General features: G+C 71.0%; 17 protein-coding genes, 1 tRNA gene and 1 pseudogene. 9 read left to right on the top strand and 10 right to left on the bottom strand.

Annotation, left to right across the window (positions count from 1 at the left end):
• Positions 1-179 precede the first annotated feature (179 nt).
• Both OG413_RS14545 and OG413_RS14540 read left to right on the top strand, forming a co-directional pair.
• Positions 180-1295 carry a P1 family peptidase gene (locus OG413_RS14545; RefSeq protein ID WP_266805746.1) on the top strand — a complete coding sequence of 372 codons (1116 nt, stop codon included), beginning with the start codon at positions 180-182 and terminating at the stop codon, positions 1293-1295.
• 288 nt (positions 1296-1583) lie between these two features.
• The gene (locus OG413_RS14540) at positions 1584-2330 is read left to right on the top strand and encodes a DUF6227 family protein (RefSeq protein WP_266805744.1); all 747 of its coding nucleotides are present in this window, start codon (positions 1584-1586) and stop codon (positions 2328-2330) included.
• Between the two features lie 165 nt (positions 2331-2495).
• Here OG413_RS14540 and OG413_RS14535 read toward each other — a convergent pair whose 3' ends face one another.
• Positions 2496-4130 carry an MFS transporter gene (locus tag OG413_RS14535; RefSeq protein ID WP_266805742.1) on the bottom strand — a complete coding sequence of 545 codons (1635 nt, stop codon included), beginning with the start codon at positions 4128-4130 and terminating at the stop codon, positions 2496-2498.
• Positions 4131-4191: 61 nt separating this feature from the next.
• On the opposite strand from OG413_RS14535, the gene OG413_RS14530 reads away from it, so the two are divergent.
• Positions 4192-5286 carry a YafY family protein gene (locus OG413_RS14530; RefSeq protein WP_266805740.1) on the top strand — a complete coding sequence of 365 codons (1095 nt, stop codon included), beginning with the start codon at positions 4192-4194 and terminating at the stop codon, positions 5284-5286.
• A gap of 190 nt (positions 5287-5476) precedes the next feature.
• Here OG413_RS14530 and OG413_RS14525 read toward each other — a convergent pair whose 3' ends face one another.
• The gene (locus OG413_RS14525; RefSeq protein WP_266805738.1) at positions 5477-6472 is read right to left on the bottom strand and encodes an RNA polymerase sigma factor RpoD/SigA; all 996 of its coding nucleotides are present in this window, start codon (positions 6470-6472) and stop codon (positions 5477-5479) included.
• A gap of 157 nt (positions 6473-6629) precedes the next feature.
• On the opposite strand from OG413_RS14525, the pseudogene OG413_RS14520 reads away from it, so the two are divergent.
• A pseudogene (locus OG413_RS14520) lies at positions 6630-7267 on the top strand (N-acetyltransferase family protein).
• 106 nt (positions 7268-7373) lie between these two features.
• Positions 7374-8387: a questin oxidase family protein gene (locus OG413_RS14515; protein WP_266805736.1), complete on the top strand. Its 1014-nt coding sequence runs from the start codon at positions 7374-7376 to the stop codon at positions 8385-8387.
• A 160-nt stretch (positions 8388-8547) separates the two neighbouring features.
• On the opposite strand, the gene OG413_RS14510 is transcribed toward OG413_RS14515, so the two are convergent.
• Positions 8548-9330, bottom strand: coding sequence for a dioxygenase (locus OG413_RS14510; protein WP_266810147.1), 783 nt, complete (start codon positions 9328-9330; stop codon positions 8548-8550).
• A gap of 177 nt (positions 9331-9507) precedes the next feature.
• Here OG413_RS14510 and OG413_RS14505 point away from each other — a divergent pair, with 177 nt between their 5' ends.
• The gene (locus OG413_RS14505; protein ID WP_266805735.1) at positions 9508-10020 is read left to right on the top strand and encodes a MarR family winged helix-turn-helix transcriptional regulator; all 513 of its coding nucleotides are present in this window, start codon (positions 9508-9510) and stop codon (positions 10018-10020) included.
• A gap of 42 nt (positions 10021-10062) precedes the next feature.
• Here the strand turns inward: OG413_RS14505 and OG413_RS14500 are convergent, their stop codons facing one another.
• Together OG413_RS14500 and OG413_RS14495 are read right to left on the bottom strand one after the other, a co-directional pair.
• On the bottom strand, positions 10063-11613 hold the full coding sequence (locus OG413_RS14500) for an MFS transporter (RefSeq protein WP_266805733.1): 1551 nt from the start codon (positions 11611-11613) through the stop codon (positions 10063-10065).
• Between the two features lie 342 nt (positions 11614-11955).
• Positions 11956-12618: a TetR/AcrR family transcriptional regulator gene (locus tag OG413_RS14495; protein ID WP_266805731.1), complete on the bottom strand. Its 663-nt coding sequence runs from the start codon at positions 12616-12618 to the stop codon at positions 11956-11958.
• A gap of 263 nt (positions 12619-12881) precedes the next feature.
• On the opposite strand from OG413_RS14495, the gene OG413_RS14490 reads away from it, so the two are divergent.
• Entirely contained in the window at positions 12882-14159 is a 1278-nt protein-coding gene (locus OG413_RS14490; RefSeq protein ID WP_266805729.1) for a M6 family metalloprotease domain-containing protein, read from the top strand.
• A gap of 91 nt (positions 14160-14250) precedes the next feature.
• On the opposite strand, the gene OG413_RS14485 is transcribed toward OG413_RS14490, so the two are convergent.
• Positions 14251-15972, bottom strand: coding sequence for a class I adenylate-forming enzyme family protein (locus tag OG413_RS14485; protein WP_266810145.1), 1722 nt, complete (start codon positions 15970-15972; stop codon positions 14251-14253).
• Positions 15973-16804: 832 nt separating this feature from the next.
• On the opposite strand from OG413_RS14485, the gene OG413_RS14480 reads away from it, so the two are divergent.
• Positions 16805-16877, top strand: a tRNA-Arg gene (locus OG413_RS14480).
• A gap of 305 nt (positions 16878-17182) precedes the next feature.
• Here OG413_RS14480 and OG413_RS14475 read toward each other — a convergent pair.
• From OG413_RS14475 to OG413_RS14465, 3 genes are all read right to left on the bottom strand, one after another.
• Positions 17183-17446, bottom strand: coding sequence for a PIN domain-containing protein (locus tag OG413_RS14475; RefSeq protein WP_266805727.1), 264 nt, complete (start codon positions 17444-17446; stop codon positions 17183-17185).
• Positions 17447-18530: 1084 nt separating this feature from the next.
• Positions 18531-19388, bottom strand: a complete 858-nt coding sequence (locus OG413_RS14470) for an aminoglycoside phosphotransferase family protein (protein WP_266805726.1) — start codon at positions 19386-19388, stop codon at positions 18531-18533.
• Positions 19389-19433: 45 nt separating this feature from the next.
• Positions 19434-19850 (bottom strand): hypothetical protein, encoded by a 417-nt coding sequence (locus OG413_RS14465; protein ID WP_266810143.1) that lies wholly within the window; start codon positions 19848-19850, stop codon positions 19434-19436.
• A 461-nt stretch (positions 19851-20311) separates the two neighbouring features.
• On the opposite strand from OG413_RS14465, the gene OG413_RS14460 reads away from it, so the two are divergent.
• A complete protein-coding gene (locus OG413_RS14460) occupies positions 20312-21976 on the top strand; it encodes a chitobiase/beta-hexosaminidase C-terminal domain-containing protein (RefSeq protein ID WP_266805724.1) in 1665 nt (554 codons plus the stop codon).
• A 223-nt stretch (positions 21977-22199) separates the two neighbouring features.
• Here OG413_RS14460 and OG413_RS14455 read toward each other — a convergent pair whose 3' ends face one another.
• Complete coding sequence (locus OG413_RS14455; RefSeq protein WP_266805722.1) at positions 22200-24116, bottom strand: MFS transporter; 1917 nt, start codon at positions 24114-24116, stop codon at positions 22200-22202.
• Between the last annotated feature and the right edge of the window lie 36 nt (positions 24117-24152).

Raw genomic sequence — 24152 nt, 5'->3', positions numbered from 1 at the left:
GAAGGTCCCCTTCGCTACCGAACGACCACACAAGCACCCCACCTGAGCTGCGCCTTTGTCCGGGACTTTGGACCATAGTTCGCTTGTGAATACTTTCACAAGAATTTCCAGGTTCTTGCCGCCCACCCCGCCTGTACGTTCATTCGCATAAACCCTCACCCCGCCCCGAGGAGCAGACGATGACCCACGAGGACCCACACCCGCCGGAGCCGCTGGAGCTGCTGGAGACGCCGGAGCCGACAGGGCCGCCGGAACCACTGGACGCGCTGACCGATGTGGCCGGGATCCGCGTCGGCCACGCCCGGGTGGCCGGTGACGGCGCGTTGAGCGGAACCACCGTCGTACTGGCCCCCGAGGGCGGCGCCGTGGCGGCCGTCGACGTACGCGGCGGCGGGCCGGGCACGCGGGAGACGGACGCGCTGGACCCGCGCAATCTGGTCCAGCGCGTCGACGCGGTCGTCCTCACGGGCGGCAGCGCGTACGGCCTGGACGCCGCTTCGGGCGTGATGGCCTGGCTGGAGGAGCAGGGCCGGGGTGTCAGGGTCGGCCCCCGTCCGGACCAGGTCGTGCCGGTCGTGCCGGCCGCCTGCCTCTTCGACCTGGGCCGGGGCGGCGACTGGCGGGCCCGCCCCGACGCGTCGACCGGCCGCGCCGCGGTGACGGCCGCGGCGGCCTCACCGTCCGGCGCCCCGGTCGCCGAGGGCGGCGTCGGCGCGGGTACCGGCGCCGTGGCCGGGCAGCTCAAGGGCGGCATCGGCACGGCGAGCGTGCGGCTCGCCTCCGGGGTCACCGTCGCCGCGCTCGTCGCGGTGAACGCGGCGGGCTCGGTGCTGGACCCGCGGACCGGGGTGCTCTACGCGGAGTACGGCGCGGGGGAGCCGCCCGCGCACCCGTCACCCGAGACGCACGCCGCGGCGCAGCTACGGCTCGCGCGGGCGCGGGAGGCGCTGGAGGCGGCCGGGGGCGGCGCCCCGCCCTTCAACACCACGATCGCCGTCGTCGCCACCGACGCGGCCCTCGTACGGGCCCAGGCACAGAAACTGGCGGGCACCGCGCACGACGGACTGGCCCGCGCCGTACGTCCCGTGCACCTGCTGACCGACGGGGACACGGTCTTCGCCCTGTCCACGGGCCGGGTGCCGCTGCCGCCGGAGAACCCGGTCGCACTGAACGAGATCCTGGCGGCGGGCGCCGACGTACTGGCCCGCGCCATCGTGAAGGCGGTGCGCGCGACCGAAGGCATCGAAGGCGCCGGGGGCGCCTTCCCCTCGTACACGGATCTCTACGGCGGCTGACGGGGGCGGCGCCCACCGACAGCGCGCACAGCGCCCGCGACAGTGCACACAAGCGACACAGTCGGCACAGCCGGAAGAAGCGACACAAACCGCACGACGGGGCGCGCGCCGCATCGTGCGCCCCCGACTCACCACCCCCGCAAGGAAGTTCACCCGAACCTCCCGAAATAGTCAGGGAACTTTTCGCGTGCGCCCTACGTTTTTACGAACCCCGGTCACGATGTCAGACCCAGGGACTACGTTATGCACGCATCAAGTAACACGCGGCGACGGCCTGGAGACAGCACCTTGAGCGATCCGTACGAGACAACCGAGCAGCACCTCGACCGACTCCTGCGACGGGCCCTCAACTCTTTCGACCTGCCCGACAGCACGGTCGACCGGCTCGGTACGGCTCTGGCACACAGCAGTTCACTGCATTCCTCGCACCACAGCGCCGTACTGCACCGTGAGACCTACCGGCACACCTACCTCCTCTCCGACGGCTCCGCGCTGAGCCTGTGGGAGCTGGTCCACAGCGGCGGCCGCGACATAACGGTCCCCCGGCGCCATGAGCTGTACGACGAAGAGGCCGACGCCCACATCGCCGCCACCCGGCTGGCCGGGAGCTTCTCGGACACACCGGTCTTCAGCGACGACGGCCCGCAGCCGGACCTGGAGATCCTCACGGTCCTGATGGCCGCTCCCCCGGCCCAGGCGCCCCGGACGTACGCCCCGGACAACTCGGCGGACCACGCCCGCCGTGTACTGCGCCGCGCGGAGAACAGCGACCGGCCGGGCGAGGAGACCGCCCGGCTGCTGCGGGCCGCCTTCGCCCACCACATCACCCAGATCTTCGGGCGCCAGTGTCGTGTCGACGGGCAGGACGCGGGATTCACGCTCTACGAGCACGCGTTCCTGCTTCTGGACGGCAGCGAGACAAGCCTGTGGGAGGTCGAGCACACGGCGACCCCGGACGGCCGCCACATGTGCGAGGTGTACGGCGCCGAGCACGCCGCCCGCTCGGCCATGGAGCACCGCGCCCGGATCTGCTGACGCGCACGGATGCCCGCGCTCCCCGATCGCTCGGGTCACGCGGGCATCCCGTCCATCGAGACCGGCCACGGTCGGTCTCGGCATCTCCACGCCGGAGCGGCTCGGCGGCTCCACGTCGGAGCGGCTCCACGTCTCGACATCTCCGCGGCTCCACGGCTCGGCGCCTCAGCCCGTCAGCGCCGGCTCCTTGGTGGCCTCACCGGCTCCGGCACCGGCTCCGTCTCCGGCTCCGACTCCGGCTGCGACACCGGTCCCGGCACCGTCGTTCCCCGCCCCGTCGTCCCCCGAGTCGTCTCCCGCACCCTCCACATGGACCCGCGGCCTGGCGGGCAGCGCGAACATCACCAGGAAGATCACCACGAGCACTCCGGCCACCCACCACAGCGACTGCCGGAACGCGTCCACGAACGCCGGACCCATCGCTTCCGGGGCCAGGCTGTCGCTGATCGCCCCGAAGAAGACGACCGACACCAGCCCCAGGCCCAGCGCCGTACCCATCTGCTGAACGGTGTTGATCAGCCCGGACGCCGACCCCGCGTGCTCCTTGGGCACCTCGGAGAGCACCGCGTCCGTCAGCGGAGCCACGATCAGCCCCATCCCCACACCCATGACCACCAGCGGCAGGGCCATCTGCCAGGACGTGATGCCCATGCCGTACCGCTCGGCCTCCCAGATGTAGAGCAGCAGCCCGGCGATCATCAGCAGCGCGCCCGCCTGGAGGACCTTGCGGCCGAACAGGGGCACGAGCTTCTGTACGGAGATCCCGGCGGCCACCGAGACAGCGATGGAGAACGGGATGCCCGTCGTACCGGCCCGCAGCTCGCTCCAGCCCAGACCCATCTGCATGTAGAGCGTCCAGACGAGGAAGAAGATGCCGAGGCCGATGCCGAAGGTCAGCTGCACGGCCACACCCGCGGCGAAGCTCTTGACCCGGAACAGCGACAGCTCGATGAGCGGTGAACCGTCCGTACGGGCCTTCTGCCGCTCGTACGCGATCAGCGCCAGGAACACCAGCAGGCTGCAGGCCATCGATACGTGACCCCACACCGGCCAGCCCAGCTCGCGCCCGCGCGTGAGCGGGTAGAGCAGCATCAGCAGACCCAGCGTGACCAGGACGACGCCCACCAGGTCGAGGCGGAGCGCCCTCGGCGCCTTGGACTCGCTGATGAACTTCCACCCCAGGATCAGCCCCGCGATGCCGACCGGCAGGTTGATCAGGAAGATCGGCCGCCATTCGAGACCGAAGAGGTTCCACTCGGTGAGCAGCGCGCCCAGTAGCGGCCCGGAGACCGCGCCCAGCCCGACGATCGCACCGAAGAGGCCGAAGACCTTGCCGCGCTCGTGCGCCGGGAAGGTGGCGTGCACGATCGACAGCACCTGCGGCACCATCAGCGCCGCCATGCCGCCCTGCAGGATGCGGGAGGCGACCAGCATCTCCGGGTTCGCGGCGAAGCCGCACAGGGCCGAGGCGAGCGTGAAACCGGCTATGCCGATGAGGAAGAGCCGCTTGCGGCCGTAGATGTCGCCAAGCCGGCCGCCCGTGATCAGTCCGGCGGCGAACGCGAGGGCGTATCCGGCGGTGATCCACTGGATCGAGGTGAAGGAGGCGCCGGTGTCCTGCTTGATGCTCGGGATGGCGATGTTGACGATCGTGACGTCGACCAGGTCCATGAAGGCCGCGGTCATCACGATGGCGAGCGCGAACCAGCGACGCCGGTCGGCGGGAGCCACCGGGGCCGTCGGCCCCTTCGGCTCCGCAGGTGCGGCCGCCGTGGACGGCAGTGATTCGGAAGAAGGCATGGCGGGAAGCTAACCGTCCATTAGGTCAGTTCATGACCTGATGGACGGGCATCCTGGGTCCATGACCGATACCCCGGCACGACTGCTGAATCTGCTGTCGCTCCTCCAGACGCCGCGCGAGTGGCCGGGCAGTGAACTGGCCGAGCGGCTCGCCGTCAGCGCGCGCACGATCCGCCGCGACATCGACCGGCTGCGCGACCTCGGCTATCCGGTCGAGGCCACGCGCGGCTCGATCGGCGGCTACCGCCTGGTCGCGGGCGCCGCCATGCCGCCGCTGCTGCTGGACGACGAGGAGGCGGTGGCCATCGCGGTGGGACTGCGGGCCGGCGCCGGGCACGCCATCGAGGGCGTCGACGAGGCATCCGTACGCGCTCTGGCGAAGCTGGAGCAGGTACTGCCCTCGCGGTTGCGGCACCGGGTCTCGTCCCTTCAGCACGCCACGGTTCCGCTGACCCGGGGCGACGGCTCCCGCATCGATCCGCAGACCCTGACGACGCTCGCCTCGGCGGCCACGGGACAGGAGCGGCTGCGGTTCACCTACCGGACGGGGGACGGCACCGAGACGAAGCGGCAGGTGGAGCCGTACCGGCTGGTGAGCACCGGGCAGCGCTGGTACCTGGTCGCGTACGACCTCCAGCGCGAGGACTGGCGTACGTTCCGGGTGGACCGGGTCAGTGAGCCGTTCGCGACGGGCACCCGCTTCACCGCACGGCCACTTCCCGACGGGGACGACGAGAACGACGAGAGAGGTGCGGGCGGTGCGGGCGACACAAGCGGCGCGCGCGGCGCGGACAGCACAGGGGGCGGGGAGCACCGCGGGGGTGGCGACGCCGCGAAGTTCCTCGCCCGCTCGATGGCCCGGATGCAGCCGGAGCTGCGCTTCGACGTGAGCTTCGAGGCGCCCGCGGAGTTCGTGGCGGCGCGACTGCCTTCGAGGCTCGGGACACCGGAACCGACCGGGGCGCTCGGCTGTCGGCTGCGCGCCGTCTCCACGGACTCGCTGGAGTGGCTGGCGCTGCGGCTCGCTCTGGTGGACTGCGAGTTCTCGGTGCACGGGCCGCCACAGCTGGTGGAGTACGTCGACGCTCTGGGCGCCCGCCTGACCCGCGCAGCGACCCCGACTCCGGGCCAGAGCCCGAGCCCCGCGCCCGCCTGACCCGCCCCGCGCGGCCTGTGGCCCCACCCGGCACGTGAATGAGCCCCACACATGGATGAGCCCCGGCGCCGGGGGGGGTGGGCGCCGGGACTCAGCTCAGGGGACCGGTACGAACCGGTCGGGCGACCGGCCTGGGCCGGTCAGTGGGCCGGTGCGAACCGGCTTGATTGGGAGGTTACGGGTTATTGGCTCACGCCGCAGCGTCAAAGCCCGTGTCGTGAGCCATTCGCTTCAATTCGAGCAATGCGTGCTTCTCGATCTGGCGGATCCGCTCCCGTGTGAGGCCGTGTTCCTTGCCCACCTCGGTCAGGGTCCGCTCGCGTCCGTCCTCGATGCCGTAGCGCATACGGATGATCGACGCCGTCCTGTTGTCCAGCTTGCCGATCATGTCCTCCAGCTCCTCGCTGCGCAGCAAGGTCATCACGGACTGCTCGGGCGAGATCGCGGAGGTGTCCTCCAGCAGATCGCCGAACTGCGTGTCGCCGTCGTCGTCCACGGACATGTTCAGGCTGACCGGGTCACGGGCCCAGTCCAGGACATTGCTCACCCGTTGGGTGTTGGAGTCCAGCTCGGCGGCTATCTCCGAGTGCTCCGGGTCGCGCCCGTGCTCACGGTTGAACTCGCGCTGCACACGGCGGATCCGGCCGAGCTCCTCCACCAGGTGGACGGGGAGCCGGATGGTGCGGGACTGGTCGGCGATGGAGCGCGTGATGGCCTGGCGGATCCACCACGTCGCATACGTGGAGAACTTGAAGCCCTTGGCGTAGTCGAACTTCTCGACCGCGCGCACCAGGCCCGCGTTGCCCTCCTGGATCAGGTCGAGCAGGGGCAGCCCCGCCCGCGGGTAGCGACGGGCCACGGCAACGACGAGCCGGAGGTTGGAACGGATGAATATGTCCTTGGCGCGCTCGCCCTCGGCGACCAGCGCCTCCAGCTCCTCGCGCTTCGCTCCACCGGCTTCGCTCTCCACCCCGCCGTCGAGGATCTGCTGGGCGAAGACGCCCGCCTCGATGGTCTGCGAGAGATCGACTTCCTTTGCGGCGTCGAGCAGTGGTGTGCGCGCGATCTCGTCCAGGTACATGCCGACCAGGTCGCGATCGGCGATCTCGCCTGTGGCGCGAACACTGCTTGCCCGGTTGGTCCCACCGGTGGTGGACGAACGACGGGCGACGGCACGGGTTGCCATGCGTGCTCCCTTGCTGAGTAGGTCGCGACACCCTTTCGGGTGCCCTGCATCCGATGGAAACAACGACTGGAATCCGGACAGAATTCCCATGGCACGCATTCATTTTCGCGATCATGCAGTACCCTGTCGGCCGCCGACAGGAGGACGGATACCCCCCATGGCCACGGAAGTGCAGGTCAGGCCCGGTGTGGAGGCCGATCTGGAGGCACTCACGGACATCTACAACCATTACGTACGTGAGACCGCGCTCACATTCGACACGGTTCCCTTCACTCCGGAGCAGCGCCGCCCCTGGCTGCGCTCCCACCCTGAAGACGGCCCGCACCGTCCGCTGGTTGCTCAGGATGTCCACATTGTCGGTAACAGCGGAGTCGGGGACGAGGCGGGCGGGGCGGTAGGAGACGGGGCGGTCGGTGACGGCGGGGTCGGGAACGGCGCGCGGGCGGGGCGGGTCCTCGGATATGCCACCAGCAGCCCCTTCCGCCCCAAGGCGGCGTACGGCACCTCCGTCCCAAGGCGGCGTACGGCACCTCCGTGGAGGTGAGCGTCCACTGCGCCCCCGGCACGGCGGGCCGCGGCCTCGGCACACTCCTCTACAAGGCCCTGTTCGCGGCCCTCTCCGGCGAGGACATCCACCGCGCGTACGCGGGCATCGCCCAGCCCAACGCGCCGTCCGTCCGGCTGCACGACGCCTTCGGTTTCCGCCACGTCGGTACGTACACGGAGGTGGGCCGGAAGTTCGACCGGTACTGGGACGTGGCCTGGTACGAGAAGCCGCTCGGCCCGAGGGCCTAGTACCCGGGCCCGGGGTCCGCCATCGGGCGACCTAGTACCCGGGTCGCCCCGGACCGGGACCGCAGCCCGATCCGCCGGGCCCCGCGCGCCCCTAGCGTGAAGCGGCATGGACGACACCACAGGCACCCTCGACGAAGCCCTGGAGCGACTCCATCTCTCGGGCCCCGAACGACACGGCTGGCTCAGCAACCACGCCCCGATGGCCGTGGAGGCGCTGGTACGACACGGCCAGGCGCCGACCGTGCACCGCTGGCTCGACCACTACGGAGCGAAGCTGGAGGACATGCCCGACCCCTTCACCCCGGTGACGGTGGAGAACTGGCGGGAGGCGCTCGGCGACCCGCGCCGCATCGCCGACTGGACGGCGCACTTCGAACGGGAGACGGCCGAACGCCCCTGGCGCGACGTACTCGCCGAATGGTGGCCGCGACTGCTGCCCGGCATCGCGGCGGGCGCCACCCACCCGGCGATCCGGGTCGGCCACTCCGTACGCACCCTGCTGGAGGGGGAGGCCACCGCACCCCGTGTCCGGGAGCTCGCCCACGGGCTCGGCTACTGGGCCGCCCGGCACCACCCGCTGCCCGACCTGGCCCACCTCGCTCCCGCCCCGAGCGCCGCCGCCGCGCTGGAGGCGGTGCCCGCGGTGGCGGAGCAGAGCGGCGGCGTCCTGGACCGGCTGGGGCAGCTCACCGCGTTCCCGCGCTGGCCGGAGCGGACCCCGGCCGGCCCGGACGCCGCCCGCGCCGCGCTCGAAGAACTGGTCCGGGCCTCGACCCACCGTTACGCCACGCACGGGCACGGCGAGCCGATCATGCTGGTGCACGCGGCGACCGCCCCCAACGCCGTCCTGCGCACTCTGCCCGCGCTCCCCCGCGAGTTGTGGGCACCGAGCCTGGCGGCCGCCTGGGCCGCGAGCGCCGCGGTCACCGCCGCGTACACGCCCGCCACGCCCGCCCCCTTCGTACCGGCGGCCACCACGGCCGAGGAGCTGTTCGAGCGGGCGGCGGCGCACGGGGACGACCACACCATCAAGTTCACCGACACCGCGCTGGACGTCGGCGACGGGACGGCGCTCGCGGCCGCCCTCCGCTCGATCGAACTGAACCCACCGGCCCTGTAGGACCGGGGCGGGGCGGACCGGGGCAGGCAAACCGGCGCGGGGTAAACCCAACAGCACCGACAAGAATCGAACCGGGCCGGACCGGGCCGGACCGGCCCGGACCCGGCTCAACCGAACCCGCCCGAACCCGCCCACCCCCGGCCGACCCCGGCCGACCGGCTCAGCCGAACTGCACCGAGCGCTTGGCCAACCCCATCCAGAACCCGTCGATGACGCTGCGCCCCTGGTCCAGTTCACCCTCCGAGGCGCCCAGCGTCACGAACAGGGGCGCGAAGTGCTCGGTGCGCGGGTGGGCCAGTTTGCCCGCGGGGGACTTGTTCTCGAAGTCGAGCAGGGCGTCGACGTCCTGCTCACGCAGCGCCCGGTCGCCCCAGTCGTCGAACTCGGCCGACCAGCCCGGCACGCCGCCGCCCTGGTGCCGCAGGGCCGCCAGGTTGTGGGTGAAGAAGCCGCTCCCGACGATCAGTACGCCCTCGTCGCGCAGCGGGGCGAGCTTGCGCCCGATGTCCATCAGCTTCTGCGGGTCCAGCGTCGGCATGGAGATCTGGAGTACGGGGATGTCGGCGCCCGGGAACATCTCCACCAGTGGCACGTACGCCCCGTGGTCGAGCCCGCGGTCCGGGATGTCACGCACCGGCGTACCGGCGCCACGCAGCAGTTTGCGCACGCTCTCCGCCAGGCGCGGGGCGCCGGGAGCGGCGTACCGCACCCGGTAGTAGTGCTCGGGGAAACCCCCGAAGTCGTAGACGAGCGGCACGGTCTCGGTGGCGCCCAGTGCGAGCGGCGCCTCCTCCCAGTGCGCGGACACCATCAGGATCGCGCGGGGACGGGGCAGCCCGGCGGACCAGGCGGCCAGCTCGCCGGGCCAGACGGGGTCGTCGGCGAGCGGCGGGGCGCCGTGCGAAAGGTAGAGGGCGGGCATGCGCTCCGCGGTGTCCGTCATGGCGTTCCCCATCCACTGCTGCTCAAGACCGCCCCCCGCCGGGTGGCGCGAGGCCATACTCAAGGGTTCCTTCTTCAGGAGTCCTGCATAACCCGGGCGAAGCTTCTTGAATCTTCAAGCTCCTACGTCTGGAGACCTTAGCCCTATCTAGTTAAACTTTCAAGAAAAGGTCGTACAGTGGAGCACATGACCACGGCATCCACCGGCGAGCCACGCTGGCTCACCGACGAAGAGCAGAGCGTCTGGCGCGCCTATCTGCATGCCACCACGCTCCTGGAGGACCACCTCGACCGCCAGTTGCAGCGCGATGCCGGCATGCCGCACATCTATTACGGACTGCTCGTCCAGCTCTCCCAGGCGCCCCGGCGCCGGATGCGGATGACCGAGCTGGCCAAGAACGCCAAGATCACCCGGTCCCGCCTCTCGCACGCCGTCGCCCGGCTGGAGAAGAGCGGCTGGGTGCGGCGCGAGGAATGCCCGTCCGACAAGCGCGGCCAGAACGCGGTGCTCACCGACGACGGCCACGCGATGCTCCACCGCTCGGCCCCGGGCCATGTCACCGCCGTACGGCAGGCGATGTTCGAACGGCTCACGCCCGAGCAGGTACACAGCCTCGGAGACATCATGCGGGTGCTCGCCACCGGCCTGGAGCCGGAGGGCACGGACGCGGATCTGCCCTGGCTCCGCTGAGCGGCACCAGGGCAGATCACGTCCTTCGGGAACCCCCGTCCGTCAGTGCGCGACGACCGGGATCTTGAACTCGTCCTCGGCACCGGCCTCGGAACCACTGTCCGAACCGGTCGCACCGGATGCACCGGACGAGCCGGACGAGCCCATTCCGGGACGGCCGGTGTTGATCATCACCGTCGCGATGGCGGAAGCGGCGACGAGGATGCCGACCGCCCACCAGATCGCGCTGGCGAAACCGCTGACCATGGCCTGGAGCTCCAGGAGCTTCGGGTCGGTGGCGCGGGCGGCGTGATCGGCGACGTACGCCGTGGTGGCACCGGCCGCGATCGTGTTCAGCAGCGCGGTGCCGATGGCTCCGCCGACCTGCTGCGAGGTGTTGACCATCGCGGAGGCCACACCGGCGTCACGCGGCTCGATGCCGTGCGTGGCCAGGGACATGGCGGGCATGAAGGCCGTACCCATGCCGAGGCCGAGCAGCAGCTGGCCGGGCAGGATGACGCTCGCGTAGCTGGTGTCGATGTCCAGCTGGGTCAGGAAGAGCATGCCGGCCGCGGCGACCAGGAAGCCCGGCCCCATCAGCAGGCGCGGGGGCACGCGGGTCATCAGCCGGGTGCCGATCTGGGTCGATCCGGTGATCATGCCCGCGATCATCGGGAGGAACGCGAAACCGGTCTTGACCGGCGAGTACCCCTTCACGACCTGGAGGTAGTAGGTCAGGAACAGGAAGAGCCCGAACATCGCGATGACGGCGAGACCCAGGGAGAGGTAGACCCCGCCGCGGTTGCGTTCGGCCAGGACGCGCAGCGGCAGCAGCGGCGACTTCACCCGCGACTCGGTCACGACGAAGGCCAGCAGCAGCACCACGGCCGCGACGAACATGGAGACGGTCAGCGTGTCGGACCAGCCGGCCGACTCGGCGCGGGTGAAGCCGTACACCAGGGCGACCAGGCCGAGCGTGGACAGGACCACACCGGGGATGTCGAGCGGCGAGCGGTTGCGGCTGCCGGACGGCTCACGGATGACGAAGTACGCGCCCGCCGCGGCGATGACGGCGAACGGAATGTTGACGAAGAACGTCCAGCGCCAGTTCAGGTACTCGGTGAGGAAGCCGCCCAGGATCAGGCCGACCGCGCCACCGCCACCGGCGATCGCGCCGTAGATGCCGAAGGCCTTGGCGCGCTCCCGTGCATCGGTGAACATCACGGCGAGCAGCGAGAGCGCGGCCGGTGCGAGCAGGGCACCGAAGACACCCTGCAGGGCGCGGGAGCCGAACATCATCGCCTCGCCCTGGGCCGCCCCGCCCAGCGCGGAGGCCAGCGCGAAGCCGATCAGGCCGACGACGAAGGTGCGCTTACGGCCCCAGAGGTCGGCGATGCGTCCGCCGAAGAGCAGAAGTCCACCGAAGGCGAGCGCGTAGGCGGTGATGACCCACTGCTTGTTGCCCTCGGAGATGCCGAGATCCGTCTGTGCGGAGGGCAGCGCGATGTTCACGATGGTCGCGTCGAGGACGACCATCAGCTGGGCGAGCGCGATGAAGGCCAATGCCTTCCAGCGACTTGGGTCGGGAAGCAGGGTGTCGGCCGTTTTTGACATGGGAGTAGCCACCTAAGGACGTGCGAGGACGTGGGAAGACGTCGCGTGGGTCGTGAGGGTGAGGTCTCGTGAAGGCGAGGTCTCGTGAAAGCGGGGGTCGTCAGGTCGTCAGCGGGGAGTCGGGCGAGCACGCGGGCGTGCGCCACCCGTACGCGTGCGCGTCCATACGCCTACGCGATACGTGAGGTCGTGAGGTCGGGTAAGTCGTGAAGTCGTGTACGTCGTGAAAGGGGCACGGAGGCCGCACGCCGCAGGAACCGCGATCGAGACCGGGAACGTCGTCGAGACCGGGTCGGACGGGGCGAGGGCTCTCAGGCCGGAAGGGGCAGATGTGCGCGGACGTCAGGAGCGACGCCGCAGGTCCTCCAAGGTCGCCGCCGATCCGGGCAGCTCCGAGCGGGCCGGGGCTTCCAGGCCGTCCAGGAACAGTTGCAGATGGCGGTGGGTGAACCGGTCGATGTCCAGGCAGGCGATGCCGGGCAGTGGCCGGGTGAGCTGGGAGAGGGCGACGAGTACGTCACCGACGGCGATGTCGGTACGCAGCCGCCCCGCGGACATGGCGCGCCGCACGAGCCCTTCGACGGCCTCTTCGAGGCGCCGGCGCTCGGCGAGCAGTTCGGGGTGGTCCTTGTCGAAGACGCCGGAGAGCATCGGGCACAGGGCGCCGATCCGTTCGTCCGCGGCAGCGTGCACGAAGCGGCTGAGCGCGGCGAACGGGTCGGATTCCGCCGCGACGGCCTCCTCGGCCCGGTCGGTGGTCCGGGACGTGACCGCGAGGACGACCTCATGGGTCAGTGCCGCCCGGTCGGGGAAGTTCCGGTAGAGCGTGGCATTGCCGACTCCGGCCCGGCGCGCGACATCGTCGAGCGGCACATCCGGCCCGAACTCGACGAACATCTCGCGCGCGGCCGCCACGATCCGCTCCCGGTTGCGCAGCGCGTCGGCCCGCGGACGGGGCGTACGGCGCCGGGCTGCCGATGCGGTGGTCTCGTCGACGGTCTGCACGACTGCGGCCCTTCCCTCTGGGTATCCGGACGACCCCTCGGCGTAACCGGGGACCGTTTCCCCGCTTCATGGGGACACAGATGCAAACGGGGAGGTGATCCCCGGTTATTTCCCACCTCGATGTGTCCTGCGCCACACCACCTGGCAGGGAAATACCTCCGATCGGCGGCACCCAGCGAGCGGTGCCGCACGGCCCGGCGGAGGCTGATCGCCAGAGCGCAGCCAGGGGTCGGCCGGCTGCCGCGGACCCGAAGGCGCCTGAAATGCAGCAGCCCCGCCACCGGATACGCAGACACCGTCGCCCCGCCGCACTCGCCGGAGCGACCGCCCTGGTCATCGCGGCCATGGCCACGGCCAGCTCCACCCTGCCCATCCCCAGCCGCGCCTCGGCGGGCCCGGTGGCCGCCGCGCGGGAGTCCGGCCACGGCCCCTGCCGCATCCCGGCCACCATGGGCGTACAGATGTCGGAGGGCATGCCGACCCCGCCCGGGTACGCCCATTCCACCGGCCGGGTCAGGGCTCTCACCCTGATGATCGACTTCCCGGACGCGCCAGGGACCGAACCGGCGGCGGACCGGTTCGCGGAGTTCTTCCCGCAGACCTCGGACTGGTTCCGGACCAGCTCCTACGGCCGGCTCGACTACCGGCCCGAGGCCCCGGTGAAGACCTGGCTGAGGATGCCGCTGCCGTTCTCGGAGTACGGGATAGAGCGCGGCTCACCGTACGAACCGGGCTACCGCAAGCTCGTCAAGGACCTCGTCGCGACCGCCGACCCGAAGGTGGACTTCTCCGCGTACGACCTGGTCAATGTGCTGGTCACCCCGAACGCCGGCCCCTCGGCGCTGGACACCGTGCTGTCGGTGACGTTCTCCGGCAACGACGACGCCCCGTACGCGGACGGCGTCCCGCTCGCCAACACCTCGTTCGTCTACAGCCGCCAGGACGACGGCTCCGGGTCGTACGCCCAGACGGGCTACCGCGTCCTGCCGCACGAGAACGGCCATGTCTTCGGGCTGCCCGACCTCTACACCATGGAGGGCGGCGGCTCCGTCGGGCACTGGGACATCATGTCCGAGGACTGGGGGGCCAACAACGACTTCCTGGGCTGGCACAAGTGGAAGCTCGGCTGGCTCGACAACAGCCAGGTCAGCTGCGCGTCCGGGCCGGGCACCAGCGACCACACCCTCGGCCCGCTGTCCACCTCGGGCGGCCCCAAGCTCGCCTTCGTACCGCTGAGCGCCCAGTCCGGCTACGCGGTGGAGGTACGGACGCCCGGGGGCAACGACGAGGCGGTCTGCCGCCCCGGCGTCCTGATCTACAAGGTCAGCTCCGACGTGGACACCGGCCAGGGACCGGTCTCCGTCGCGGACAGCACCAAGGACAGCGGCGGCTGCACCCGGCGGCCCAATGTGCACGCCGAGCTGTCCGACGCGCCGTTCCGGCCCGGTGAGACGTTCACCGACCGGTCCAACGGCATACGCATATCCGTGCTCGACGAGGACTCGGCGGGCAACTACCGGATACGGATCACCCGCCCCTGACCCACGGCACCTCCCACACCTCCCGCACCCGCTGCACCTGCTGCACCTGCTGCACCTGCTGCACCTGCTGCTTCTACGGCTTCTACGGCTTCTACCGCATCCGCGGTTTCTCCGGCTCCGCGCCCGCCACCAGGTCGCGGACCGGGCCGCGCAGCTCCCGCTTGAGGATCTTCCCGGTCGCGTTGCGGGGCAGCGGCTCGTCGGTGAATAGCACGTGGGCCGGCACCTTGAACGCGGCCAGGCTCCGCCCGACGTGCTCCCGCAGCCCGTCCGACGTGACCGTGGCACCGGCGCGCAACCGGACGACGGCCGCGACCTCCTCCCCCAGCACCGGGTGCTCCACACCGAGCACCGCCGCGTCCTCGACATCGGGGTGGTCGTGCAGCGCGGCCTCGACCTCGACGCAGTACACGTTCTCGCCGCCCCTGATCACCATGTCCTTGATCCGGTCGACGACCGCGACCCGCCCGTCACGCAGCACGGCGAGGTCGCCGGTACGGAACCAACCGCCGGTGAACGCCGCCGCCGTCGCCTCCTCGTCGCGCCAGTAGCCCCGTACCACCGCCTGACCGCGCAGCCACAGCTCACCGACCTCGCCCTCGGGCAGCGCCTCGCCCGACGGTCCGGCGATCCGTACCTCGGTGGTCGGGGTCGGGCGGCCGACGCTGCCGGGGTGGGCGCGGTAGTCGGCGCCGAAGTTCGCCATGACCCCGCCGCTGGTCTCGGTGAGGCCGTAGCCGTTGCGGGGCTCGATCCGCTCGCCGTACCGGGCGGTGAGCCGGGCGACCAGGTCGGGCGGGGCGGCGGCGCCACCGGTGTTGAGCATCGCCAGGCTCTCCAGATCGTCGCCCGTCGCCTCGGCGGCGGCGAGGAGCTGGAGCGCGGTGGCCGGCACTCCGACGTAGTGCGTGACGCGGTGCGCACGGATCAGCCGGAGCGCCTCGTCCACATCCCACTTGCGCATCAGCACGAGGGCGCCGCCCGCCGCCATCGCCGCGTAGAAACCGGTGAACGCGGCGACATGGAAGAACGGGAACGTCATCAGGGTGACCGGCGAGGGCCCCATCCCGGGGATGAGCCCGCGCCCCAGCGCCGAGGCCGCGGCGTGAAAGCGCGGGTTGAGGGCCGCCCCCGCCTGGGCGAGATGGGTGGCGACGGCACCCTTGGGGCGCCCGGTGGTGCCGAAGGTGTAGATGATCGTGGCGTCGTCCTCGGGCCGGATCTCCACATCGGGCGGCGCGGCCAGCGGATCGGGCGCGGGGAAGTCCTCGTACCGCTCGACACGCGCCTCGACACCGCTCCCGGCGGGCGCCTCCCCGTGGAAGAGCACGACACGCGCCCCGGACCTCTCCACCCAGCCCGCCACCCTGGGCAGCCGCTCCCCGTCGACCAGGAGCACGCTCGGCTCGCAGTCGGCGAGGGCGTACGCGAACTCGTCCTCGGTCCACCAGGCGTTGAGCGGCACGGCGACCAGACCCGCCAACTGCACCGCCCAGAACGCGATCTGCCACTCGGGGTGATTGCGCATCGCGACGACGGCCCGGTCGCCGGGGCGCAGCCCGTAGGTGTCGCTGAGCCGCCGCGCCAGGGCGCACGAGGCGGCGAAGAACTCGGCGTACGAGTAGCCGCGCTCCCCCGCGATCAGGAACGGCCGGTCACCGTAGGCCCAGGTGGTCTCCACGAACTCACGGAGCGTGCGCGGCCCGTCCACATAGATCAGCGGCCCGTGCTCGGCGCGCACGACGGCGAAGGGGGCACCGGGAGCGGTGAGGGAGGCCTCGATACGGGAGGTGGCGGCGGGGTCGGGTGGGATGGGCGCGGGGCTGGATGGTGTGGGCGCCGGGCCGGGTGGGGTGGGCGCGGGGCCGGGTACCGGGCCGGTGGGCCGGGCGGCGGGATCCGGGACAGGCAGCGGGTCGGTGTGCGGCACGGACGACCTCTCCAAGCGCTTGCTCAGTAACCCGGCGACGCTATGCCCGCCTATCTGCCCCGTCAAGGAAGCCCTTCTCGCCCCCCGTCGCCCTCGGTCCGCCTTCCGGTACGCCTCCCCGGTCACCTCTCCCTCAGCCCCCCGTCCCGCCAGGTGGTGGTACCGGGGGCTGCGCATCGGCGGGCTCATCACGTTCGTCGTGATGATGCCGAGCAGCATCAGGGCCGTCTTGAACGCCCCGAGTCCGGCGGCCGTGGCCGACACCGTGCCGGGGCGGGCCGCGCGGATGATGTCGAACAGCGCGACCAGCCGCTCCTGTTCGGCCTTCGCCGTCGCCCAGTCACCCCGTACCGCCGCCTCGTGCGTGGGAACACTGGATTCGGAGAGGCCCTGGCAATCGGGCGGACCACGGGGCCTCCGGCCCGCTATGCGTACGGCCCCCGTTCCCGGCCCACGACGTCCGGAGAATCCGACCACCCCGCCCGAAGAAACAGCAGGTCAGAAACGCGGGAGCCGTATCCACCGCCGATATCCCCACGGGGAAGCCCTTCACTGGCACGGATCCGCTACGCTGTCCCTGGTCGTTCGTCGGTGTGTCCCGCTGCCTGCCAAAGCAAGATCGCAGAAGGCAGCACACCTCGTCCGGCCGGCGGACTTGTAGCGCCTGACGAAGATCCACTCACTGGTTCTCCCCCAAGGCCCCCTCCAAGTCCCCGCCTTCGTAGCTCAGGGGATAGAGCACCGCTCTCCTAAAGCGGGTGTCGCAGGTTCGAATCCTGCCGGGGGCACAGCAGAACAGCAGGCCAGAGGCCCTGTCGTCCTAGCGGGCGGCAGGGCCTCTGCGCTCACAGCACATATACGGCACGAGCTGACCCAGCGCCGCGACGACCGGGTGTCGTCTTCTTCTCCTGGCGGAGTCAGCCGGTAGTTCTGTTCCCCGCCCTCACCCCGTGTGCGTTCTGGTGCTTGTCGACGAAACGCAAGCGGATCAGTCTCTCGTCTTCTGGGGAAATTGGCGGCACTCTTGCGCAGGATCTCGTTGTCCTTCTGCGGTGTCGCCCGTGAGTCAGGAACGCTGACCGCTACGGCCCACTCACAGTTGCTGTTCCCACGGATTGACGACCAGAGTCCCGGTCCGGGCCATGTGTTTGATGTTGCGGATGGCGACCGTCCAGCCATTGGCCAAGGCCGTGGCGGCGATCAGTGCGTCCGGCGGGTCGATGCTGGTGCCGGTGGCTTTGAGCGGCTTATGGATGGCGAGGCAGGAAGCCGCCTCCCGTTCACCGATCGGCGCGATGCGGTTGCCGTTTCGTGCCGCACCGCGGCAAGAGCTCGGGCGTAACCGGCATCCCGCCATGGCCGCAGCCGCTCCAGCTCGGCTTCCCGGCCGACGAAGGGCACGACCTGGCTGCGTGCGTCCGGCAGACAGCTCGGCTGCGCCGTCAGCGGGGCGGAGGGAGGGGCGGCAGGAGCGGGGAACTCCTCGACGGTGCGCAGGCGCGAGCCGTAGACGTTGTTGACCGTGGTTGTCTCGCCCGAGCCCTGGGCGATCGCACCGCCGTCCGACGCGTGCCCCTCGTCGTAGTACTGGCCGACCACGGGGATCTCGCGGCTGCCGGGGTTTTCGGTCGCGGCCGGCCGCCTTGGTAATTGTTGACGGTCGTGCCGACGCCCGGCCCCTGAACGCCCCGCCGCCGGACGACACGTGCGTCGTGTAGACATCCCTCCGCGTCGCTTCCCCGCGCGGTCCACTCCCCTCACCGCCGTCGGAACGAGCGGAGACCGCCGCATCACCCGGCGCGGTCCTGTCCGCTCCCGCCCCGGTATTCCTTCTCCTCCACCCACACGTGCCGAACTCGTGCGAACGGATCGTGGTGTACCTCTCCTTCACGACATCACGGAAGACGGTCTCCGACACCCCGACACCCCGACGGCCAGGAAGGCGTCAGGCGCGTTCCCGAGGGCCGCCCGCAGAGCCGCGCTGTCGAGGATGCGGCCGATCTCGACCGGGGCCCGGCCGACGAAACCGTTGGCAGCGGGCGAGGCCGGGCCGAAGTGGACGGCTGCCCTGAGCCTGAGTCAGGCCCACGGCTGCCGGTTGCGGTTGAAGGCGGGCAGGCGGGCATCCAAGGTGCGCATGAAGGTGCCGACCAGGGCGCGCTCGGGCGATCCTTCAGGCAGGACCGCGAACGGCGATCCCCGCCCTCCTGCGTCATCCGCTGCGAGCGGTCCAGCCGGGCGGCGTCGGCCTCTTCGCCCACCAGCCGTGTGATCGCTTCCTGCGACTCGCCCTGCGTCACACGTCGGCGCCTCCCCGGCAGACTTCGCGCGGGCCACTCCTCGGACCTGTTCGGCACAACCACGTGTGCCCCGCCTCCCACTGCGTTCGGGCGCGGCCTCGGCTCGACACGTCCAAGGGCGCGGGTCCGGTCCGCTCTTCCCTACCCGGCGCCGAGCAGTTCGCCGATCACCCGGCGCGCCGTCGTTGCCATCACGAGGTTCGTCTCCCGGTAGTACGAGAGTTCCATGAGCGCGATGGACAGCGCCCAGCCCCGGCCCCGCGCCCAGGCCGCGTCGTCCGCCGCCACCGCCGTACGGAACGCCTCCCGCGCCCCGGCGGGCAGCAGGTACCAGGCCGCGATGAGGTCGACAGCGGGGTCGGCCAGGCCCATGCAGCCGAAGTCGATGACCGCGCCGAGCCGGCCGTCCGCGAGCAGTACGTTGCCCGGCTGGAGGTCCCCGTGGACCCAGACGGCGGGGCCGGACGCGGCGGGGGCCAGGAGTGCCTCGTCCCACGCCGTGGTCGTGGCGGCCGTGTCGAGGTGACCGCGCAGGGCCGCGATGGCGGCGCGGGTCGCGGTGTCCCGGCTCGCCAGGGTTTCGCTGCGGTACGCGGGCGGGCCGTCCGCAGGGTCGACCCGCCGGATCGCGGTGACGAACTCCGCCAGGTCCGTGGCGAAAGGGACCGGGTCGACGGGGTTGTCGCGGCCCGGGTTCTCGCCGTCCAGCCAGCGGCACACGGACCAGGACCAGGGGTGGCCCTCTGCCGGTGCGCCCTGGGCCAACGGGGCCGGGACGGCGAACGGGAGCCGGGGGGCGAGGTACGGCAGCCAGCGGCACTCCGTCTCCGCGTCGTTCGCGCCGCTCTCCTGAAGCGGCAGCCGTACGGCCTTGTCGGTGCCGAGGCGGTAGATCGCGTTGACCGTGCCGTGGGAGGCGACCCGCTCCACCGGAAGGTCCGCCCACCGCGGGAACTGCGTGGCGATCAGTCGGCGTACGAGGGGGACATCAGTGACCATGCCGGTGATCGAACCGGGTTCCCCGCCGCGCCGCAACAGCATTCCTCAGCCTCGCAGATCGCCCACAGCGTCCGCGTAGTACGCCGACTCCGCCGCGTGGAAGGCCAGTTGGCGGAAGGACCAGCCGGTGCCCGGCGAGTGGTCGAGCTGCTCGGGACTCAGGGCGTCGAGCCGGTTGGCCCAGATGCGGGCCAGCCGGACCAGGCGGCTCCGCGCCTCGTCCAGGTCCGCCGGCTGGAACGGGGCGAGGTCGGCCGCCGTGGTGCTCGCGGAGGCGTGCCAGTGGTCGGGGTGGGTCGCCTCGCCCGCCAACCGGGCCTCCAGCTCCGCGAGATGGTCGATCAGATGGTCGGCCACCCGGCGCACCGCCTTGTGCGGGGTGTAGACGCGTTCCCCGGCGGTGATGGGCGCGCCGTCCCAGGCCGTCCAGGTCGCGGCCAGCATGAGGACGTGGTCGACCATCCCGGTGACGACATGGGCGGGGTCGCGGTCGTCCGTTTCCGGGGTCTCCCCGTCCTCGGTCGGCACGGCCGAGGAGTCGGACGCGGAAGCGAGCTCGGTGTCCGACAGGGCTCGCGGTACCTCGTATCCATTCACGCAGCGACGATAGGAGCGCAATGCTTCGGCCCCCGCCGAACCGTGACCGCAGGCCCCGGCTGCACGGAACACCCGGCGCCGAAGCGACGAGCGCCGGACGCGCCCCGCCCCGGTGCCGCCCGAGCGCCGGACGAGTGCCGGACATTCACGGGCACTTCACCCAGGGGTCAGCCGCACACCCTCCAGGGCTGGTGCGCGCTGTCTAGCGTCGCGGGTGCAGACCGGTTACGGAAACGTTATGACGCCATCTCGGTACGCCGATATCTCGGTACGCCGTTGGCTCGGTACGCCGTTACGCCGGTACACACCAGAGAACAGGGACCCCCGTGAGATTCGCCCCCCTCGTGATCGCCGCGACCTCCGTCGCGCTCGTCTCCCCCATCGCCGCCCAGGCGCAGGCTCAGCCCCAGGCCCAGAGCCCGGCGCAGTCGCAGTCCCACTCCCACAAGCCCGGCCACGGCACCCCCGCCGCGCCCGGCGTCAGCGTGCCCGGTGGGCGCTACGAGCACCCGGTGTCGCTGAAGTTCAAGGCCGAGCGCGGAGTCACCGTCCGCTACACGCTCGACGGCACGACGCCCACCCGCGACAGCCGCGCCTTCCGTTCCGGCCGTCCGCTGCGGATCACGAAGGACACCAACGTCACCGCCGTCGCGTTCCGCGGCAACAAGGTCAGCATTCCGGTGTCGTACGGCTATCTGATCAAGACCCGTGAGAAGCCGCTCGCCAAGCTCGTCGTCATGTCCGACGTCCACATCGGCAGCCACGCGACGGCGGACAAGAAGTACGAGAGCTTCTTCGACACCATCGGGTCGATCTTCCCGAAGCCCGACGCGATCCTGTCCAACGGCGACATGATCAACGACAACGGCGACGGCAAGGGCCCCGACCACAAGATCGTCTCCGAGATCTTCCGGGCGAACCTCGCCCGCAAGGGCATGACCGGCACCCAGCTGCTGATCTCCAACGGCAACCACGACGCCAGCCTCGACGCGATCCGGGCCGGTTACCCCAAGGCATGGTTCCCCGACTCGGGCGGCGGTTACTACGAGTCGAAGGTGAAGGGCCTGCCCGTCCTCACCGTCAACACGGAGACGTACGACTCCAGCACCGCCCAGCGCACCTGGCTCAAGGAGCGGCTCACCGCGATCACCGCCGACCCCGCCAACGCGGGCAAGCCGGTCCTCGTCCAGGGCCACCGGCCCACCACCGGCACGACGATGGACGGCCAGCAGGCCGCCAACCCGCGGCTCGCCGAGGATCTGAGCGCCTTCCCGCAGGCCGTCCTCTTCTCCGGCCACTCCCACCTCAACATCAACGACGACCGCTCCATCCACCAGCGCGACTTCACCTCCGTCAACGACGGCTCGATGAGCTACATCGAGATCGACCACGGCTACCAGATGGTGACGGACGAAGGTCTCGCCAACCGCTTCGAGTCGCCGACCGCCCAGGCGCTCTTCGTCGAGGTCTACAAGAACCGCACCGAGATAGCCCGGGTCAACATGGCCGCGGACAAGCACGACATCTACACCGGCGGCCAGTGGTCGGCGAACTGGCAGCCGCCGTACGCGAGCGCGGGCACCCTCAGCGGCGACACCTGGACGGTGCGGCTGAAGGGCTCGACCAGCCAGGAGATCAAGGACAACTTCCGGTACACGGCCGCCGAACGCAACACCGTGGCGCCGAAGTTCACCACCCGTAAGCCCCTCAAGGAGGTACGTGACGCGAAGGGCGGCACCGCGCTGCGGATCGCGCAGGCCAAGGACGACCAGATGGTGCACCACTACAACGTGGACATCACCGACGCGTCGACCGGCGCCTCCGTCGTGTCCTCCAAGGTGCTCTCGGACTTCTACTTCACGCCCCGCCCGAACACCCTCGACATCCCGGTCCCGGGCGCGGTGAAGGGCAACCGGTACGTGGCCAGGGTCGTCGCCGTCGACGCGTACGGCAACGCCTCCCCGGCCGCCTCACTGACGTTCCGCAGGTAGCACATGTCCTGGTCGCCACACGGTAGTTGACCTCCCGCGGACGTCGACCGGCGGCGAATCCGGGCCGCCGTCGGCCCCGCGTGAGCGGCACACACGAACCGCGCGCCCCTTCCCGGTCACAGTCGCCGAGAAGGGGCGCGCGGTCAGCCGAAACGCAGTCGGCCGACCCGCCATCGGCCGAAACGCAGTCGGCCGGCCCGCGATCAGCCGGCCCGCAGGCGGCTCAGCGCAGTTCCTCCGGGCACGGTGTGCCGGGCTTGAGCTGGTACGGGGCCGCCAGCCGGTACACCCCGGGCCCCGGGGCGAGCAGCTCGGTCCACTCGTCGCCCTCCGGGTCCTCCTCCACCTGGATCAGACAGCCGTTCGTATTGGCGAACGTCTTCGGAGCGTCCTCGTTCTGCTCCGACCGCCGCTTCGACTCCTCGGTCTCCTGCGGCCGGTCCAGGCTCTCGCCCTTCTCGTCGACCACCGCCAGCCAGCGCGAGTACGGGATCCGGATGAGCACGCGGCCCGCCGACCGCACCCGGATGGTCAGCTCGTCCGCGCCCGCCCGCTCCACCGTCGCGGGCGGGTCGGCCAGCGGCACCGGGTCCAGGACCCGGAACAGCTTCCAGTTGGAGTCGCCCCAGATCTTCGTCAGATACGGCTGGCCCTTCTCGACGAGCGCCGCCTCCATAGCGGCCCCGCTGTCCGGCTTCCCCGTGGGCAGCACGACGTAGTGCACGGCCCAGCGGTCCAGCCACTCGCGGTAGTTCATGGCGTTGAGGGTGTCGTCGTAGAAGAGCGGGTTGCGCTTCATGTCGGCCTGGCGGTTCCAGCCGCGGGCCAGGTTGACGTACGGCGCGAGCGCCGACGCCTCCCGGTGGCTGCTCGCGGGCACCACTTCCACCCGGCCCCGCTCCGCCCCCGCCTCCTGGAGCTCGTTGACCAGCGGGGCCAGCTCACGGGCCCAGGACGCGGTCGGAGCGGTACGGACGATGTCGTCGACGCCCTTGAAGCCGATCCAGAAGTTCAGCCCGGCGAAGGCGAGGACCAGCGCGTACCAGCGGCGGGTCCGGGGCGCCGTGTACGGCAGGGCGGCCAGCAGCGTCACCCCGGCGAACAGCATCGCCATGCGGGTGACGTTCGACCCGATCTGCGAGTCGACGACGTACGTCAGCAGCGTCCCGACGCCGTACACGGCGGCCGCCGTACGGACCGTCTTCCAGTCGCGCGGTACGAGGACGAAGATGATCACCGCGAAGATGAACGGCAGCGACAGCGTCCCGACCGACATCGGCTGCGTACCGGAGAACGGGAACAGCCACGAGGACAGCGCCACCACGGCGACCGGGGCGAGGCCCAGCGCGTACGCGCCGGGGCGCCGCTTGTGGAGGAAGAGCGCGGCGGCGACCACACCGAGGAAGAGCCCGGCGACCGGACTGGCCGCGGTCGCGAGTCCGGCCAGTGGCGCGGCGACGGCCGCCTTGGCCCATCGCTTGTAGCGCCACTTGTGCGGCCAGCAGAACACGGCGGCGACGGCGCCGACCGCGAACATCATGCCGAGCCCGAACGTCACGCGCCCGGAGAGCGCGTTGCACAGATAGGCGAAGACCCCGGCGAGCGAGCAGGCCAGCGGATTGCGCACGGCGCGGACCCGGACCAGGACCATCGCGGTCAGCGCGGCCGACACCGTACCGACGATCATCATCGTCGTACGGACGCCGAGCACCGACATCAGATAGGGCGACACGACGCTGTACGAGACGGGGTGCATGCCCCCGTACCAGGCGAGGTTGTACGCGGTGCCGGGATGCCGGCCGACGAACTCGGCCCAGGCGTCCTGCGCCGCGATGTCGCCGCCGCTGTTCGCGAAGAAGAAGAACCACAGGACGTGGGTGACCGCCGCGGCCGCCGTCGTGATCGTGACGGGATGCCGCAGCATCCGCTGGAACCGGCTGCGCCGCGGCGCAGCGGCGGTCTTGGGCGCGGTCGTGGTGGCGTCGGCGGTCGTGGTCGCGTTGACGGTGATGGATTCGGCGATACGCGGAGCGGGCAGCCGGATCGGTGCGGCCGGGCTGCCGCCGAGCTCACCGTTCCCGGTGCTGTGGTCGGTGCTGCTGTCCGCCTCGCGGCCGGGTCTCGGCTCCGCGGTGGTCACTACGGCTCTCCCCGTCGTCCGCCGGGCCCCGTGCTT

Origin of the sequence: Streptomyces sp. NBC_01433, from assembly GCF_026340105.1 — a bacterium.
Lineage (GTDB): Bacteria > Actinomycetota > Actinomycetes > Streptomycetales > Streptomycetaceae > Streptomyces.
Note: the sequence above shows the minus strand (reverse complement) of the source record. Positions and strands in the feature narration are given on the sequence as shown.

Bases quoted from the DNA above. Each gene is read 5' to 3' on its own strand.
- OG413_RS14545 (WP_266805746.1), top strand. From the start codon at position 180: ATGACCCACGAGGACCCACACCCGCCGGAGCCGCTGGAGCTGCTGGAG.
- OG413_RS14535 (WP_266805742.1), bottom strand. From the start codon at position 4,130: ATGCCTTCTTCCGAATCACTGCCGTCCACGGCGGCCGCACCTGCGGAG.
- OG413_RS14530 (WP_266805740.1), top strand. From the start codon at position 4,192: ATGACCGATACCCCGGCACGACTGCTGAATCTGCTGTCGCTCCTCCAG.
- OG413_RS14525 (WP_266805738.1), bottom strand. From the start codon at position 6,472: ATGGCAACCCGTGCCGTCGCCCGTCGTTCGTCCACCACCGGTGGGACC.
- OG413_RS14515 (WP_266805736.1), top strand. From the start codon at position 7,374: ATGGACGACACCACAGGCACCCTCGACGAAGCCCTGGAGCGACTCCAT.
- OG413_RS14510 (WP_266810147.1), bottom strand. From the start codon at position 9,330: ATGACGGACACCGCGGAGCGCATGCCCGCCCTCTACCTTTCGCACGGC.
- OG413_RS14500 (WP_266805733.1), bottom strand. From the start codon at position 11,613: ATGTCAAAAACGGCCGACACCCTGCTTCCCGACCCAAGTCGCTGGAAG.
- OG413_RS14490 (WP_266805729.1), top strand. From the start codon at position 12,882: ATGCAGCAGCCCCGCCACCGGATACGCAGACACCGTCGCCCCGCCGCA.
- OG413_RS14475 (WP_266805727.1), bottom strand. From the start codon at position 17,446: ATGGCGGGATGCCGGTTACGCCCGAGCTCTTGCCGCGGTGCGGCACGA.
- OG413_RS14470 (WP_266805726.1), bottom strand. From the start codon at position 19,388: ATGGTCACTGATGTCCCCCTCGTACGCCGACTGATCGCCACGCAGTTC.
- OG413_RS14465 (WP_266810143.1), bottom strand. From the start codon at position 19,850: ATGGTCGACCACGTCCTCATGCTGGCCGCGACCTGGACGGCCTGGGAC.